Source organism: Allobosea sp. 10L422 (genome assembly GCF_056395345.1).
Genome location: NZ_JBFTJI010000007.1, coordinates 198,555 through 214,359 on the forward strand (window position 1 = coordinate 198,555; position 15,805 = coordinate 214,359).

The window sequence follows — 15,805 nt, forward strand, 5'->3', positions numbered from 1 at the left end:
TCGGCGTCGTTTCGGATCAGGCTGCGGCCGCCGCGGTCGGTGCGGTTGCCAGATGACAGGCGGCGAGGCGGCCGTCAGCCACAGGCTTGAGCACCGGAACCTCCTCCCGGCAGCGGGCCACGGCGCGCGGACAGCGCGGATGGAAGGCGCAGCCCGAGGGCCTGTCGACGGGATTCGGCGGGTCGCCCTGCAGGATGATGCGCCCTTGCGTCCCGCGCAACGGCGTCGGCACGGCCGAGACGAGCGCCTCTGTGTAGGGATGGGCCGGGGCGTGGAACAGCGCATCCGGCGGGCCTTGCTCGACGATGCGGCCGAGATACATCACCGCAACCTTGTCGGCGATCTGGCGGACGACCTTGAGATCATGGCTGATGAAGAGATAGGCCATGCCGAAGCGGGTCTGCAGGTCCTGCATCAGGTTGATCACCTGCGCCGCGACGGAGACGTCGAGCGCCGAGATCGGCTCGTCGCAGACGAGCAGCGCCGGCTCGAGCACGAGCGCCCGCGCCAGCACCACGCGCTGGCGCTGCCCGCCGGACAGCTCGTGCGGATAGCGTTCGAACAGATCGGTCCGCAGGCCGACCGCATCGAACAGCGCGAGCGCCTTCTGCCGTTGCGCGCCGGTGTTGCCTTCCAGCCCATGGATGACCAGCGGCTCGACGACCTGCTCACCCACTGGCAGGCGCCGGTCGAGCGCGGCCAGCGGGTCCTGATGGACGAGCTGCATGCGCCGACGCAGTGCGCGCCACTGGCGATCGCGCAAGCCGGTCACCGGCTCGCCCTCGAAGCTGATCCGCCCGCGTGTCGCCGGCAGCAGACCGAGCGCGAGCTTGGCGGTGGTCGACTTGCCGCAGCCGGATTCGCCGACGATGCCGAGCGTTTTCCCGCGTTCGAGCGAGAAGCTCACGCCGTCGACCGCGTGCAGGATGCGGCGCGCTCCGCCGGCAGTCGCGACCGGGTATTCGCGGGCGAGATCGCGGACATCGAGAAGCATGGTCATGCCGTCGCCCCGATTGGCGCGGGCACCGACAGATCCGGAAAGGCGGCGCCGCGAGGCGGCAACGCTTCGTCGAGCCGCAGGCAGGCGGCGCGCTGGTCTTGCGCCGCGAGCGTCAGTTCCGGCAATTCATCGCCGCAGCGCTCGATCGCGATCGGGCAGCGCGGCGCGAAGGCGCAGCCCGGCGGAATGCTGGCCGGGGCCGGCACGGTGCCGGGGATCGGCGTCAGCCGCCGGCGCGGACCGTCGAGCGTCGGCAGTGCCGCCAGCAGACCTTGCGTATAGGGGTGGCGCGGCCGGGTGAGCAGGTCCTGCGTCGCCGCCGTCTCGACGATTCGCCCTGCATACATCACCGCGATCCGCTCGCAGAGATCGCCGACGACACCGATATCGTGTGAGATCAGGATTAGCGCCATGCCGGTCTCGCGCCGCAGCTCGCGGATCAGGTCGAGCACCTGCGCCTGGATGGTGGCGTCGAGCGCGGTCGTCGGCTCGTCCGCGACCAGCACATCAGGCTCGCCCGCCAGCGCCAGCGCGATCATCACGCGCTGGTTCATTCCCCCCGAGAATTCATGCGGATATTGCTTGAGGCGGCGCGTGCCGTCGGCGATGCCGACCCGGTCAAGCAAGCGCAGCGCCTCGCGGCGGGCCGGTTCTCCGGTCAGGCCGCGATGAAGCCGGAGGACCTCCGCGATCTGCGTCCCGATGCGCTGCACCGGGTTCAGCGCACTGCTCGGATCCTGGAAGATCAGGGCGATGCGGCCACCGCGCACCCGCGCCAGCTCGCGCTCGGGGAGCGTGCCGATATCCCGTCCGTCGAGCAGGGCCTCCCCGCCGGTCGTCACATTGCGCCCGAGCAGGCGCAGTGCGGCAAGCCAGGTAATGCTCTTGCCGCAGCCGGATTCGCCGACGATGCCGAGCGCCTCGCCGCGCCCCACCGACAGGTCGATGCCGCGTACGATCGGCATCGCGCCGGACACGGCAACGGTAAAGCCATGCAATCGAAGCAGGGGGGATACGGCTTGGCCTTCGATGAAACTCGAGCCGTGTCTGTTGAAGCGATGCTTCGTCAAGGTCGATGATGACTGCATGACGGCCGACATATCGCCGGGCCCGTGACCGTCTTGTGACGTCGCGGTCGAGTGTCGGATATCGACCGTCATTGACCTGGAACTGCACGCGAAGAATTTGTCGAAGGTGCTGCTAAGGTCACCGTTTTTAACATCCGCGACCATCAGCGTTTTCATGATTTTCGTGCAGTCATCCGCAACTGTGCGGATGTCCTTGAGCATCGAGACGACAGCGATACCCGCAAGATGCCGGTAATGCGCCTGCCGAGCGCGTCGGCGCCAACGCTCATTACAATCCAATTGTCGGAGGATACGATTTGCAGATGCGCGACGCCGCTTAAGGGCGCGATTAAATTACCATGCCCGCAATTCTAGTAAAAGTTGTAATTAGTCAATGTCGGCTGCCATGGAAATAACTTGCTTTACCGAATGTATTCATTGATGAAGTGGGCAAGTCGAACCAGCGACTCAGGAGACTGAAGATTGTCCGAAAATAACGAAGCGATCGTCGACATCGTCGCCAGCATCGTATCTGCATTCGTAGCGCACAACAGCGTGCCGATGTCTGAGCTGCCGGCATTGATTGCTAGCACGCATGCTGCATTGACTAATCTTGGCAGAGAGAAAGAGCCTGCCGTCGAAGAAAAGGCCGTTCCAGCTGTCGCCATCAAGAAATCAATTAGCCTGAATTTCTAATCTGCTTGGAAGACGGAAAGAAATTCAAGTCGCTGAAGCGACATCTTCGGACAGCCTACGACATGGCCCCGGAACAGTACCGGGCGAAGTGGGGCCTGCCGAACGACTATCCGATGGTCGCGCCGGCCTACGCAGAAGCCCGCTCGAATCTTGCGAAATCCATGGGCCTCGGGCAGCGGCGTCGGAAGGCCGCGCCTGTGCCTGCGCCAACTCCGAAAAGAGGGCGCGCGAAGAATCCCGCCTGATTGCTGGCGGCGGGCGCTTTTGAGCGCTCGCCGGAACTACATCGACCGCTGATGGTTCAAGGCACGTGGCACAAGGAGAAACCTATGCGCGACGGCCCACCTGACCAAAAATTCCAACCCAGGTCGGTTGGCGTCACCCCCGCGCGGCGCATGAAATCGGCCATTGTGCCGCCAACGGGCGCGCTGACGGTATCCCCCGACAGGAACGTCTGCTGGGCGTTACCCGATTGCGTCGGAGTGTACCGACTTCTTCGAAATCGGGAATCCGCAATCCGGCTTGGTCGTGATTGAAGATCATGCCGGGTACCTGGCTCGGGAGCGATGCGCCTTCGGCGCTCGACCAAAACCTGACATTCACAGCCGTGGACGGGAATGGACCTTCCCACCAGGGGAGCCCTCTCTGGGCCATTCATAATGGGACGATCGGGTCGATACCGTCGTGGAAGATCCGGGCGCGGCTACGCCCGACTCATTCGCCGCGCAATTCCCGATGGAGCCCTGCTGCCGACAGCAGTTCTAGATCGAGCATGGGCAGCAAGTCGTTCTCGGCGCGGAAGTTCCGGGCGCAGATCGCGTCGAACAGCGCGATGCCGGCCTCATGCAGGGGCAGCGGCAAGCCGATCACCCGCCCCAAAGCTTCCAGAGGGACTAGCCCGAAGGGGACGTCCTCAGTGATGAAACGGGTATCCAACGTCTTCGGGCCAAGAAGCTCCGGACGGTTCTTGTAGACCGCCGCGGCCATCTCTCCGACGGGCCCGGGCGCGACGCCGAAGGAATGGACATAGTGGTCCTGCACGCTGCGGACCGAAAGGCCAAAGGCCTTGGCGAGCGCCAGGCGCTCGCCATCCATGGCATCGACGATGCGACCCACACCCTGGGTGATCGAGCCGTAATTCGGCCAATCCTCCCCGCGCTCGGCGCGGGTCAGATTGCCGAGCATATTGGCGACATGGGCCGGAGGGTTGAGATTGCTGAGCATGATGGCCAGCACGTCCTCGCGCAGCTCGAAACGATTGCCGAAGAGTGCCTGGCAGGTTGCGAGGCCTGCCTCCGCGTGGCGGACCGGCAAGGTGGCGACGTCGAGCTTCGCCCGTATACCGGAGATATGGACGCTGCGTGGCCCGCTCTTGCGCGCGGTCAGAGCCGTTGTGGCCCAGGCGGCAACCGGAATATCGATCCCCCGCGCCTTCAGCAGTCGGTGCAGATAGAGCGCGGCGAACGAGCAATGGGCGCTGATGATGACGGTCTGCCCCGCCGTGAGATGAGGGGCGATCGCGTCGATCACCGTCTTGAAGCCGTTGGCCTGCACCGCGACGATGATCGTTTCGGCTCTGGCAAGCGCCTCGGCGCAATCGCGGGCGATGCGCGGCGGCACGGCGGCTTCGAGCTTACCCGTGGTGGTCAACATCGCGTCGCCCGCGAAATCGGCAAGCGCCGCGCCGCTCGGCGACCAGATGACCGGCTCGTGCCCTTGAGCGGTCAGGTAGGCGCTGTAGCCGCGCCCGATCCCGCCGAAGCCGATGATGGCAACGCGCATGGGTTCGATCCCCTTTGATGGTGTCAGACGATTTCGAGGCCGCCGAGCACGTGCTTATGGACGACGGCTTCAAGGCCGGGCCCATCGCGTTGAAGTAGGCATTCGACGATCTCGTAATGCTCGCGCACCGTGTTCGCGAGCAGCGCTGCGGTGTTCTTTTCACGCGTCAGCGTGACTGGAACGCGGCTGCGCAGGTCGAAGATCATCGAGACGAGATCGCCGTTCGGGCAAAATTCGAGCATGGCAGCGTGGAAGGCGTAGTTGGCCTCCTCCTGCGCGATCACGGTTCCGGCACTGACAGCATCGGCGAAATCGTCGGCCCGCTGCCGCAACCGCTCCAGCCCCGCCTCATCGATGTATTTCAACACCTCGGCGGCGGCCGCGACCTCCAGGATGGCGCGGATCGTCACGACGTTGCGGAAGCGCGCCTTGTCGAAGGTCTCGACGCGGTAACCGCGATTGGCCTCCAGCTTGACGAAGCCCTTCTCCTCGAGCCGGTCGAGCGCCTGACGAATATCAAGCCGCGAGGCGCTGTATTGCGACTCGAGATCGACCTGCTTCAGCCAAGAACCGGCGCTGAGGCGACCGGTGCTGATATCCTTCTCGATCAGCTTGGCGAGCTCGCGGGCCCGCGACGCGCTGCCACCGGCCGTCCGCGCGCTACGCGCGCCGGCGCCAGCCCTACCGCTTTGTCCCGTATCCAAAGTCATCAGCGCCATGTTCCGCAGACGAATCCCTGCATCTTCGCAACCATCTTCACCTGCGTTGCCCCTGGACCGCAATTCATTGGCACGGCCCTCCGGGATGGCGGAGATGAAATCCTCTGCCGATGCACCTTCATTGAGCAAAACATCTTAAGACGGGCGATTGACAGATGCCAATCATGAACGCAGGATTGGCGCCAAAGTCAAGAACAGGGGATTGTCATGCACAAGGCCTTCGCCCACCGGCTCGTCGCCACCCTCGCTTTCGGGTTCGGCTCAGCCGCCCTGCTCATGCCAGCGGCGGCGCGCGATCTGACCATCGCCCTGTCGAGCAACGTCAACACGCTCGACCCCGACAAATCGACGACCGTCGGCACGGATCTCAGCGTCGCCGCGCATATTTATACGCCCCTCGTCGATCGCGGTCCGAACCTGAAACTTCGTCCCGGTCTGGCGACGGAATGGGAAGCGATCGGCGATACGGCCTGGCGCTTCACGCTGCGCGAAGGCGTGACCTTCTCGAACGGTGAAAAGCTCGATGCCGAGGCCGTGAAGTGGAATGTCGAGCGCGTGCTCGATCCGAAGACCGGCGCGCGCAACAAGCCGTGGTTCGCAGCGATCAGCGAGGTCAAGGTCGTCTCGCCTACCGTCGTCGAATTCGACACCAAGGGCGCCTATCCCGACCTGCCCGACCAGATGTCGATGTTCCTCCTGATGCCCCCGAAATGGACGGGGGAGTACAACCCCTCCGTTGCTGCACTCGGCAGCGGGCCCTATGAGCTCGTGCGCTTTGCCAGCGGCGACCGCGTCGTGTTGAAGGCGCGTAAGGACTACTGGGGCGAGAAACCCGCCTTCGACAACGTCACCTTCCGGATCATTCCAGAAGATTCCTCGCGCATCGCGGCGCTGGAGGCCGGCGATGTCGACCTGATCACCGCCTTCCCGACCTCCGAGATCGCGCGCATCAAGGCCGGTGGCAAGGCCGATGCCAGCTCCGTCGCCGGCACGCGCGGCATGTTCATCAAGCTCAACGCGTTGAAGGCACCCTTCAAGGACAATCCCAAGCTCTGGCGCGCGCTCAATCTCGGCATCGATCGCAAGGCGATCAATGACGGGCTGGCCCAGGTCAGTGCTTGCCAGCCGCTCTCACCGGTCTATTTCGGCTACAATCCCGATCTCAAGCCGATCACCTACGACCCGGCGCAGGCCAAGAAGCTGCTGGCCGAAGCCGGCTTCGCCAACGGCCTGACCATGGATCTCGAAGTTCCGACCGGGCGCTACATCCAGGCCTCTGACATCGCCCAAGTCGTCGCCTCCCAGCTCGGCGAGATCGGCGTTACCGTGAAGCTGCGCGAGATGGAATTCGGCGCCTTCATGAACAAGTACATCGTGGGCAAGAACCTTGGCGACGCCGCCTATTTCGGCCTGGGATGGCCGACGCTGGATGCCGGCGGGCTCCTGAACTTCTGGGAGAAGGAGAACCCGCAATCCTATTGGGAGAACGTGAGCTTCAACGAAGCCGCCCAGGCTGCCCGCTCGACCAATGACGCGGCCAAGCGCACCGAGCTCTACCGCAAGCTCACCAAGCAGCTCTGCGAGGACTCGCCCTCGATCTTCATGTTCTTCACGCCGATCACCTACGCCCAGTCCAAAGGCATCGCATGGCAGGCGCGCGGCGACGACTGGGTACGCGCGATCGACATCAAGACGCGCTGACAGTGACAGAACGACCCGAGCGGCGGGCTTCACCGGCCCATCGACGGCGGAACCTTGCCTGAATTTCCGATCAACCGGATCGCGACAAAGTCATGACCGTTCAAGACGAAACCACCTTGAAGCTGCGCGTCGGCGTCGATTCCGGCGGCACCTTCACCGATGTCTGCATGTTCGACGAGACGCATGGCGAGATCCATGTCTGGAAGGTGTCGAGCACACCGCAGGACCCTTCGCTCGGCATTGCCGGCGGCATCGAGCAGGGCGTCGCCGAAGTTGCCAAGGCAACGGGGCAGAAGGTCGACGTCGTCTATTTCGGCCATGGCACGACGGTCGCTACCAATGCGCTGATCGTCGGGCGCGGCGCCGAAACGGGTCTGATCACCACCAAGGGCTTTCGCGACGTGTTGGAACTGCGCCGTCAGAAGCGCGATTCCCTCTACGACATCCAGACGCAGAAGCCGCGCATCCTGGTGTCGCGCGACAAGCGCCTCGAGGTCAGCGAGCGCGTTCGCTTCGACGGCAGCATCCACACCCTGCTCGACGAGGAGGAAGTGCGCGCCGCCGCCCGCAAGCTCAAGGCGGACGGCATCACGACGGTCGCGGTCTGCTTCCTGTTCTCCTTCGTCGAGCCGGCGCATGAGAAGCGCGTCAAGGAGATCCTGGCCCAGGAGATGCCGGGCGCCTTCGTCTCGATCTCGCACGAGGTCGCGCCCGAGTTCCGCGAATATGAGCGGCTCTCGACCACGGTCGTGAACGCCTATCTCGGCCCGATCATGAAGTCCTATCTCTCGAAGCTCCAGCCCCGGCTGGCTGAGATCGGCATCGACGCCCACCCGCATCTGACCCAGTCGAATGGCGGTGTGATCTCGTCGGAGGTGGCGCAGAACTTCCCGGCCCGCACCGTGCTCTCGGGGCCGGCGGCCGGCGTCATCGGCGCGCTCTCGGTCGGCGGGCTCGCCGGCTTCGACAACATCATCACCTTCGACATGGGCGGAACCTCGACCGACGTTTCGCTGATCGACCGCGGACGGCCGCAGATGTCGAACGATGCCGTCGTGCACGGCTATCCGCTGAAGCTGCCGATGCTCGACATCCACACCGTCGGCGCCGGTGGCGGCTCGATCGCCCATATCGATGCCGGCGGCCTGCTCAAGGTCGGCCCGCGCTCCGCCGCCGCCGATCCCGGCCCGGTCTGCTACGGGCGCGGCAACGAGGAACCCACCGTCACCGACGCCAATGTCGTGCTGCAGGTGCTGAACCCGACGCATCTCCTGAACGGCCGCATGAAGATCGACCAGGCCCGCGCCAAGGCCGCGATCGGGCGCTTGGCCGACCAGCTCGGCCTCGGCGTCATGGAGACGGCCCAGGGCATCATCAGCGTCGTCATAGCGAACATGGCCAAGGCCATCCGCGTGATCTCGGTCGAGCGCGGTTACGATCCGCGCGACTACGTCATGCTCGGCTTCGGCGGCGCCGGCCCGATCCATGCCTCCAGGCTCGCCCGCGAGCTGGAGATCCCGCGCCTCGTCGTCCCGAAATATCCGGGCATCATGTGCGCGCTTGGCCTGCTGCTGACCGATCTGCGCACCAATCTCTCGCTGACGCGGCTCCTGCCTCTGAGCGAAGCCGGCGTGCCGGGCATGGAGAGCGGCTTCGCCGGTCTCGAGGAGCGCGGGCAAGACTGGTTCGCGCAGGAGGCGATCCCCGAGGAGCGGCGCTCGCTGATCCGCTCGCTCGACATGCGCTATGGCGGCCAGGGTTACGAGCTCACCGTGCCCTGCCCCGCCGGCCCGATCGACGCGGCCGCCCTCGTGACGCTGCGCGCGGAGTTCGAGCGCATCCACAAGCAGGTCTATGGCTACGTCGCCACCGAGGAGCCGGTGCAGGTCACGACCCTGCGCATCGAGGCGGTCGGCCTTGTGCCGAAGGCCGACCTCAAGGCTTATCCCCCGGCGGCTGGTCCAGTGGAAGCGGCCGTCACCACCCATCGCGACGTCTGGCTGCCGGAGACCGGCGGCTTCACCAACTGCCCGATCTACGACCGCGAACGGCTCGGCCCCGGCCACAGGGTCGCCGGCCCCGCCATCATCGACCAGATGGATTCGACCACCCTCGTCCTGCCCGGGCAGGTCGCGACGGTCGATGCCCATCTCAACCTCATCCTCGAGGGCTGACCATGCTGGACACAGTCAAGACACAGCTCGATCCGATCACCGTCGAAGTCATCGGCAGCGCACTCACCACCATCGTCGAGGAGATGGGCAAGGCCATCATCCGTGCGGCCTATTCGACCAACATCAAGGAGCGGCAGGACTGCTCGACCGCGCTGTTCGACGCCCAAGGCCATACCATCGCCCAGGCCGAGCATATCCCGGTGCATCTGGGCTCGCTGCTCGGCATCGCCGACCACGTCTTCAAGAACCACGACCTCTCGACGGTCAGGCCCGGCGACGTCTTCGTCGGCAACGACGCCTATACCGGCGGCGGCACGCATCTCAACGATATCGTCTTCCTGGAGCCGATCTTCCATGGCGACAAGCTCGTCGCCTGGGTGACGAACCTCGCCCACCACTCCGACTTCGTCGACCGCGGCCACGCCCATATCTTCCAGGAAGGTTTGCGCATCCCGCCGGTGCGGCTCTATCGCGAGGGCGTGCTGCAGGAAGATTTGATGCAGCTCATCCTGCTGAATTGCCAGGTGCCGCGCGAGCGCATCAACGACTTCCGGGCCCAGATGGCGGCCAACCGCCTCGGCGTGCAGCGCTACCAGGCGCTCTGCGACAAATACGGCGCCGAGACGGTGCGTGCCGCCGGCGCGCAGGTGCTCGACTATACCGAGCGGCGCACGCGCGCCGGCATCGCGCAGATTCCGGACGGCACCTACAGCTTCCGCCACGACTTCGACAGCAACCTCGTCGATGGCGTAATGGACTTGAAGGTCGTGATCGAGGTCAAGGGCGACGAGATCTCCATCGACTTCCCCGACGCGCCGCCACAGGTACGCGCGCCGATCAACATGGTCTACACGGCGCTGCTCGCCACGGTGTATTTCGCGGTGAAGGCGATCGTCGATCCCGATCTGCCGGCCAATGCCGGCTTTCACCGGCCGATCCATGTCTCCGCTCCGCTGGGCTCGGTGCTCAATTCGACGCCGCCGGCGGCCGTCTACAGCCGCACCGATATCGGCCAGCGCCTCGTCGACATGATCTTCGCCGCGCTCGCCGATGTGGTGCCCGAACGCATCGCCGCAGCCTCGACCGGCGGCACGCTGCTGACCACCAGCGGCATCCATCCGCGCACTGGCCGCTTCTACGTCTATAACGAGATGCATGGCGGCGGCATGGGCGCGCGCGCCGACAAGGACGGGCTCGACGGCGTGCAGGTGAACACGACCAACACCGCCAACCTGCCGATCGAGGCGCTCGAGATCGAGCACCCCGTCATGGTGAAGTGCTACGAGCTGGTGCAGGATTCCGGCGGCGCAGGCGAATACCGCGGCGGCATGACCTTGCGGCGGCGCGTCGAGATGCTCGACCACACCGCCCGCATCTCGGCCGGCGGCACCAACAGCATCGTGCCCCCCTTTGGCCTCAAGGGCGGCCAGGACGGCCTCACCGCCCGCGTCGAGCTGTCGCCCGGCGCCAAGCCGCTCGACCGTCGCGCCGGCATCCTGCAGCCGGGCGAATGGGTCGGCATGGTGGCGGCCGGCGGGGGCGGCTTCGGCGATCCGAAGCAGCGCGACCGTGCGCTGGTCGAGCGCGACCTGCGCGAGGAGCGCATCTCGCGGCAGGCCGCCGTGGAGATCTACGGGCTGAAGCTCTGAGGACCGTCGTGACGAAGGAGGCCGCCGGATGCCGCGCCACCTGACCTCCCGCCTCGGCGAAGGCCTGATCGCGATCTGGGGCGTGGTGACGATCGTCTTCATCGTCTCGCGGCTGCTCGGCGACCCCGCCGTGCTGCTGCTGCCGATCGGCGCGACGGAGGCGCAATTGCAGGAGCTGCGCATGCAGCTCGGGCTCGACCAGCCGCTTCTACAGCAATATCTGACCTTCCTGCTCCATGCGTTGAAGGGCGATTTCGGCCAGTCCTTTTAGTTCGCCCGCCCGGCGCTCGACGTCGTGCTCGAACGGCTTCCCGCGACGGCGCTCCTCGCCGGCTGCGCCCTGTCGATCGGCGTGCTGGTCGGCGGTCTGGCCGGCGCGCTCGCGGCGATCTATCGAGGTTCCGCAATCGAGGGGCTGGTCCTGCTGGTAGCACTGCTCGGCCAGGCGACGCCCTCCTTCTGGCTCGGGATCATGCTGATTCTGTTATTCGCGGTGCAACTCGGCTGGTTTCCGACGGGTGGCTACGGCGAATGGCAGAACCTTGTCCTGCCCTCCGTGACATTGGCTTGCTTTACGACGGCCAGCATCGCGCGCCTGCTGCGATCCTCCATGCTCGACGTGATGCGCGACGACTATGTCCGCACCGCCTACGCCAAGGGCCTGGCACCGCGTCGGGTCTATATCTGGCATGTCGGCCGCAATTCGCTGATCCCGGTGGTGACCATGACCGGTATCCTGGCCGGCGAGCTGCTCGGCGGCGCCGCCGTGACCGAGACCGTCTTCGCCTGGCCGGGCGTCGGGCGGTTGATCGTGCAGGCGATCGAGACCAAGGATTTTCCGGTCGTCCAGGCCGGTGTCGCCGTCGTCGCGACGATCTTCGTCGTGGTCAATCTTCTGGTCGACCTGCTCTACACCCTGATCGACCCGCGCATCCGGCAGGCGTCATGAGACTTTTCTCGTTCCTGCACCGCCAGCGCGCGAACTGGTTGGGGCTGCTCGGCGCCGGACTGCTGATCCTGCTGCTGGCGCTGGCCCTTGCCGGCCCCTGGCTCGGCCTGCCCGACCCGACGCGCGGCGACCTGCGCGCCCGCATGCTGGCGCCGACGCTCTCCTGGGCCGGGCTGGGAGCCCATCCGTTCGGCACTGACCAGCTCGGTCGCGACATTCTGAGCCGCATCATCGCTGGCAGCCGCGTCACCCTGACGATCGCAGGCTCGGCCGTGATTCTCGGCGGCATCGTCGGCGTGCTGCTCGGGCTCGTCGCCGGCTATTTCGGCGGCTGGTATGACCGCGTGCTGATGCGACTGGTCGACATCCAGCTCGCCTTTCCGCTGATGTTGCTGGCGCTTCTGGTCGTCGCCGCGCTTGGCCCCAGCCTGCACAACCTGATCGCCGTGCTCGCCCTGACAAGCTGGGTCCGCTACGCCCGCATCATCAGGGCCCAGGTTTTGACGGTCCGGGAACGGGAATTCGTCCAGGCGTCGCTGGCCATGGGGGCGGGCCATGCCCGCCTGCTGCTGCGCCACATCCTGCCCAATGTCCTGACGCCGGTCTTGGTGGTCGCGACGCTCGAACTCGCGCGCACCATCGTGCTCGAAGCGGGCCTGAGCTTCCTCGGCCTCGGCATCCAACCGCCCTCCCCGAGCTGGGGCCGGATGCTGGCGGACGGGCGCACCTATATCGCCAGCGCGTGGTGGATCATCACCCTGCCCGGCTTGGCGCTGATGCTCACGGTACTAAGCGTCAATCTCCTGGGCGACTGGCTGCGAGACTGGCTCGATCCACGCGCGGATCGCCACTGATTTCGACACCTTTGCGCGGCTGTCTGCGCGCGAGGATTGAGCCGAATTGGCTCAATTCCTGAGGTTGCCACGCAGAAGTGCATCTGAACCTCGCTTATCGGTGGTTCTGCCGGCTCGGGTTCGAAGGCGATGTGCCCGAACACTCGACTTTCTCGAAAAACCGGCACGGCCGCTTCCGCGAGAGCGATCTCTCGAGAGAGCTATTCAAGACGACCGTGCGGCGCTGCATCGCGGAGAGGCTCGACGACGGCGAAATCTTCGCCGTCGGTGCCGGCCCGATCCGGGCAGACGCGAACAAGCAGCGCTGTCCCGCGCTCCGATCCAGCGGCGCAATGGACCTGAGCCCTGAAGGGCCATGCCAGGTTTCGGCTCGATCGCGGCCGGACGCGACGATCTCACTCCGGGCACTCCAGTCCACGTGCTCCTGCGGCTGGAGACCATCCGCCTCTCCAAAGAAGAGCAGTCTCCCGAAAACATCGGCTCACCGTCGGCGAGATCGTCAATTACGGCGACAGCTTCCTGGTCATCGGCAAGAGCGCCGGTCAGGAGCTGCGCGCCCGCGTGCCAGGCCTCGACATGCCAGTGCTCGCTCGGGGGAGCGCTGTGGCATCCGGTGGTCCAAGGAGCGCGTCCACATCGTTCCTAGATGATTGCGGTGCAGATCAGCCCGTCCTGCATCTCGAAGTGGCGCCAGCTGACCGGGGAGGACCAGAAGGCGATCGCCGTTTACCTTTAAACTGTTTTGCCTATTCGAGATCCGGCCGACACGAAGCCATTCTTTGACTGAGGCGGACCATCAGAGGTTGCATTGGAGATCGGTCTCATTTGAATGCTGTTCGGTGCTTTCGTCCGGATGTGCCAGGATTTCGCGGGCGGATTCGTCATGATCGCCATCGAAACCTTTGTGCGAATTCTCGATCTGGGCGGCACCTTCGTACTCGCGATCAGCGGGGCGGTTGCCGCAGTCAATCGCCGCCTCGATATCTTCGGTATCCTCGTCCTATCGTTCGTCACCGGCAATTTTGGCGGCATCACTCGTGACGTCGCGCGAGCTCGGCTTCTTGCGCCGGGGCCGGCGAGCGGAATCCCGCCCGAATTTCCTCGCCCCGCGCCGAACCGTCCCGTTGGCAGGGTCCGGCTAAGCGGCGTCGAGTGCCCCGAAAAACTCGCTGACTTGACTTCTGATCCGCCGTGCTTCGCCATCGAGGTCGCGAGCAAGCGCCATCACCTCGGTCGCGCTGGTGTTGGACAAGTCGGTCGCCTGGCGCACGGCCCTGGCGCTGGATAGAGCACCTTGCGCATCGTCTGCGGCCGCCCGGATGGTCAACGCGATCTGGGTGGTCGAGCGGCTTTGCTTGGCTATCTCGTCGGAGACACCCTGACCGCTCGTGCGCGCGCCCAGCATCCGACCCCGGATACTCTGGAGTGCCTCGATGCAGCGTTGGCTCGCCAGTTGGATCGCCTCGATCTGGCGACTGATCTCGTTGGTCGCGCCGCTTGTCTGCGCAGACAGCGACTTCACCTCGGAGGCGACGACCGAAAAGCCACGGCCAGCCTGGCCGGCGCGAGCCGCCTCGATCGTGGCGTTGAGCGCCAACAGGTTGGTTTGGCTGGCGATTTCGCGGATCAGCGCTGAGACGCTGTCGATCTGGTTCGTCGCTTCCGCCAGTTGCGCGATGGCAAGGTCGGTCTGGTCGGCTTCCGCGATCACGTCGGCTGCGGTGCTCACCGAGGCCGCCACGCGCGCCGCGATCTCGTGCCCCGCGCTGGAAATGCTCTCGGCATCGGCAGCAACGCTGGCGACATGGTCGGCTGCGCGGCTGGAGACCACCTCGGCCCGCTCGCTGCCTTGGCGCGCGTGCCCGGCCGCCGCCATCATGCTCTGCGACAGGCTCGCCACACTTTCGATCATACGGCCGAGCCGGTCGAGCGAACTGCGCAATTGCGCGTCGAAGGCTGTCACGCGGGATTTCATGGCGGCGTCGCGCCGCAGCAGGGACTCGCGCGCGTCGCGGAGCTGTAGTTCCTGCATGTGATCGGAGGCCGTCTTTTCGGAAGCAGCTAGTTCAGAAAGCACGACACCGTGCTGCCGTAGTAACTTGGCGATCCAGATGGTCAGGAGGCTAATCATAAAGACGAAGAAGGTGACGATGCTTCCGAGGAGCAGCGCGCGCTTCTTCCAGTACTGAAAGACCAACTCTCCAGGCGCCGCGATACTGATCTGGAGTGGGTAATCGCGAACAGCCTGCACTAAGATCAGCCCCTGCTCGCTGTCTCGACGGCCGGCAATCTGGGTCCCGACGAACAGGGTTCCGATGGATTCGGCCGCCTCGGGCAGGTCGTGGAACAGGACGGAACGGCCGGCGGGCGAGAGAGCGACAGCGTCGTCATTGTTCGGCAGGCTGGCAAGTAACACGCCATCACGGCGAAAGAGCGCGACATGGACAAGCGGATCGGCCCGCGCTTTGTCGTAGAAGGTACTCAGGAAGCCAGTCTCGATTTCGGCCATGGCAAGGCCGACCACGGCTCCGCTCCTGTTCTTGATCTTGCGGGACAAGGCCATCGTCCCCCCTGACGCGCTTTGGCCGAGGACGGGGGCGGCCAAATGCAGCGCAAGCGCAGGATCGGCCATATGGGCCAGGAAGGATTCTCTGCCCTTCAGGCTGACCGCGGGTGGGGGAAAGGACCGTGTCGAGTTGACGACTTCGCCGTTGATATCGACGATCGTCACCGCTGCGATCTGCGGAATTGCGCGAGTGCGCTCAATCAAAGCATCGAAATTCTGGCGCGTGCCGAACTTCGTACGAATATCGCCAGGCGACGCGATATCGGTCTCACTGGCGGCTTCGGACCAGCCGCGCAACACCAGATCTGCAGTCGCGAGCGTCTGGTGGGTTTGTTCAGAGAGCAGCGCCGCGAGCGTACTGAGCTGCTGCCGTGATACGTCGGTTGCTGTCTGGCGCCCCTGCCAGAGCGCAAAGCCGGCAGTCACCGCAATGATGGCGGCGGCGACCAGGCCACTCCAGGCCATCAGGCGGGCACGTTTGGCGATGGTTTCGCGCATGTCGGGCGCCAGCAATCGGCCAGCCGGCCTTGCGGTATCCGTCTTCACTGGCGTGAACTCTCGTCCAAATGAGGGGGCGCGATTGCTGGACAATTCAATGTGGCGGAGAATGGTAACGCTCGCATTAAGGCGTGTTGTGTCTTGAGTGCG

General features: G+C 65.2%; 11 protein-coding genes and 3 pseudogenes. 9 read left to right on the forward strand and 5 right to left on the reverse strand.

The genetic code is table 11. The annotated features are described in order from the left end of the window. Positions 1-16: 16 nt before the first annotated feature. Positions 17-1,000 carry an ABC transporter ATP-binding protein gene (locus AC1DEZ_RS15910; RefSeq protein ID WP_476779938.1) on the reverse strand — a complete coding sequence of 328 codons (984 nt, stop codon included), beginning with the start codon at positions 998-1,000 and terminating at the stop codon, positions 17-19. Continuing rightward, positions 997-1,965: an ABC transporter ATP-binding protein gene (locus tag AC1DEZ_RS15915; RefSeq protein ID WP_476779939.1), complete on the reverse strand. Its 969-nt coding sequence runs from the start codon at positions 1,963-1,965 to the stop codon at positions 997-999. Before AC1DEZ_RS15915 ends, AC1DEZ_RS15910 begins: the two co-directional genes overlap by 4 nt. 585 nt (positions 1,966-2,550) lie before the next feature. Here AC1DEZ_RS15915 and AC1DEZ_RS15920 point away from each other — a divergent pair. Continuing rightward, positions 2,551-3,008, forward strand: a pseudogene (locus AC1DEZ_RS15920) (Ros/MucR family transcriptional regulator). A gap of 469 nt (positions 3,009-3,477) precedes the next feature. On the opposite strand, the gene AC1DEZ_RS15925 reads toward AC1DEZ_RS15920, so the two are convergent. Continuing rightward, the gene (locus tag AC1DEZ_RS15925; protein WP_476779940.1) at positions 3,478-4,545 is read right to left on the reverse strand and encodes an NAD/NADP octopine/nopaline dehydrogenase family protein; all 1,068 of its coding nucleotides are present in this window, start codon (positions 4,543-4,545) and stop codon (positions 3,478-3,480) included. A 23-nt stretch (positions 4,546-4,568) separates the two neighbouring features. After that, entirely contained in the window at positions 4,569-5,255 is a 687-nt protein-coding gene (locus AC1DEZ_RS15930; RefSeq protein WP_476779941.1) for a GntR family transcriptional regulator, read from the reverse strand. Positions 5,256-5,471: 216 nt separating this feature from the next. Here AC1DEZ_RS15930 and AC1DEZ_RS15935 point away from each other — a divergent pair, with 216 nt between their 5' ends. The 8 genes and pseudogenes from AC1DEZ_RS15935 to AC1DEZ_RS15970 form a co-directional block, all read left to right on the forward strand. Beyond that, positions 5,472-6,965: an ABC transporter substrate-binding protein gene (locus AC1DEZ_RS15935; protein ID WP_476779942.1), complete on the forward strand. Its 1,494-nt coding sequence runs from the start codon at positions 5,472-5,474 to the stop codon at positions 6,963-6,965. Between the two features lie 92 nt (positions 6,966-7,057). Beyond that, positions 7,058-9,139, forward strand: coding sequence for a hydantoinase/oxoprolinase family protein (locus AC1DEZ_RS15940; RefSeq protein ID WP_476779943.1), 2,082 nt, complete (start codon positions 7,058-7,060; stop codon positions 9,137-9,139). A 2-nt stretch (positions 9,140-9,141) separates the two neighbouring features. Then, the gene (locus tag AC1DEZ_RS15945) at positions 9,142-10,788 is read left to right on the forward strand and encodes a hydantoinase B/oxoprolinase family protein (protein ID WP_476779944.1); all 1,647 of its coding nucleotides are present in this window, start codon (positions 9,142-9,144) and stop codon (positions 10,786-10,788) included. A 28-nt stretch (positions 10,789-10,816) separates the two neighbouring features. Further along, positions 10,817-11,059, forward strand: coding sequence for a hypothetical protein (locus AC1DEZ_RS15950; protein WP_476779945.1), 243 nt, complete (start codon positions 10,817-10,819; stop codon positions 11,057-11,059). A 24-nt stretch (positions 11,060-11,083) separates the two neighbouring features. After that, positions 11,084-11,737: an ABC transporter permease gene (locus tag AC1DEZ_RS15955; protein ID WP_476779946.1), complete on the forward strand. Its 654-nt coding sequence runs from the start codon at positions 11,084-11,086 to the stop codon at positions 11,735-11,737. Then, positions 11,734-12,591, forward strand: coding sequence for an ABC transporter permease (locus AC1DEZ_RS15960; RefSeq protein WP_476779947.1), 858 nt, complete (start codon positions 11,734-11,736; stop codon positions 12,589-12,591). Before AC1DEZ_RS15955 ends, AC1DEZ_RS15960 begins: the two co-directional genes overlap by 4 nt. Before the next feature lie 74 nt (positions 12,592-12,665). Continuing rightward, positions 12,666-12,896: pseudogene (locus AC1DEZ_RS15965) on the forward strand (transposase); the annotation flags it as partial. Between the two features lie 578 nt (positions 12,897-13,474). Next, a pseudogene (locus AC1DEZ_RS15970) lies at positions 13,475-13,627 on the forward strand (TRIC cation channel family protein); the annotation flags it as partial. A gap of 102 nt (positions 13,628-13,729) precedes the next feature. Here the strand turns inward: AC1DEZ_RS15970 and AC1DEZ_RS15975 are convergent. Further along, entirely contained in the window at positions 13,730-15,655 is a 1,926-nt protein-coding gene (locus AC1DEZ_RS15975; protein WP_476779948.1) for a methyl-accepting chemotaxis protein, read from the reverse strand. Positions 15,656-15,805: the final 150 nt, after the last annotated feature.

Coding starts and splice junctions, on each gene's coding strand:
- AC1DEZ_RS15975 (WP_476779948.1), bottom strand. CDS start 15,655: ATGCGCGAAACCATCGCCAAACGTGCCCGCCTGATGGCCTGGAGTGGC.
- AC1DEZ_RS15945 (WP_476779944.1), top strand. CDS start 9,142: ATGCTGGACACAGTCAAGACACAGCTCGATCCGATCACCGTCGAAGTC.
- AC1DEZ_RS15940 (WP_476779943.1), top strand. CDS start 7,058: ATGACCGTTCAAGACGAAACCACCTTGAAGCTGCGCGTCGGCGTCGAT.
- AC1DEZ_RS15950 (WP_476779945.1), top strand. CDS start 10,817: ATGCCGCGCCACCTGACCTCCCGCCTCGGCGAAGGCCTGATCGCGATC.
- AC1DEZ_RS15960 (WP_476779947.1), top strand. CDS start 11,734: ATGAGACTTTTCTCGTTCCTGCACCGCCAGCGCGCGAACTGGTTGGGG.
- AC1DEZ_RS15930 (WP_476779941.1), bottom strand. CDS start 5,255: ATGACTTTGGATACGGGACAAAGCGGTAGGGCTGGCGCCGGCGCGCGT.
- AC1DEZ_RS15910 (WP_476779938.1), bottom strand. CDS start 1,000: ATGACCATGCTTCTCGATGTCCGCGATCTCGCCCGCGAATACCCGGTC.
- AC1DEZ_RS15925 (WP_476779940.1), bottom strand. CDS start 4,545: ATGCGCGTTGCCATCATCGGCTTCGGCGGGATCGGGCGCGGCTACAGC.
- AC1DEZ_RS15935 (WP_476779942.1), top strand. CDS start 5,472: ATGCACAAGGCCTTCGCCCACCGGCTCGTCGCCACCCTCGCTTTCGGG.
- AC1DEZ_RS15915 (WP_476779939.1), bottom strand. CDS start 1,965: ATGCCGATCGTACGCGGCATCGACCTGTCGGTGGGGCGCGGCGAGGCG.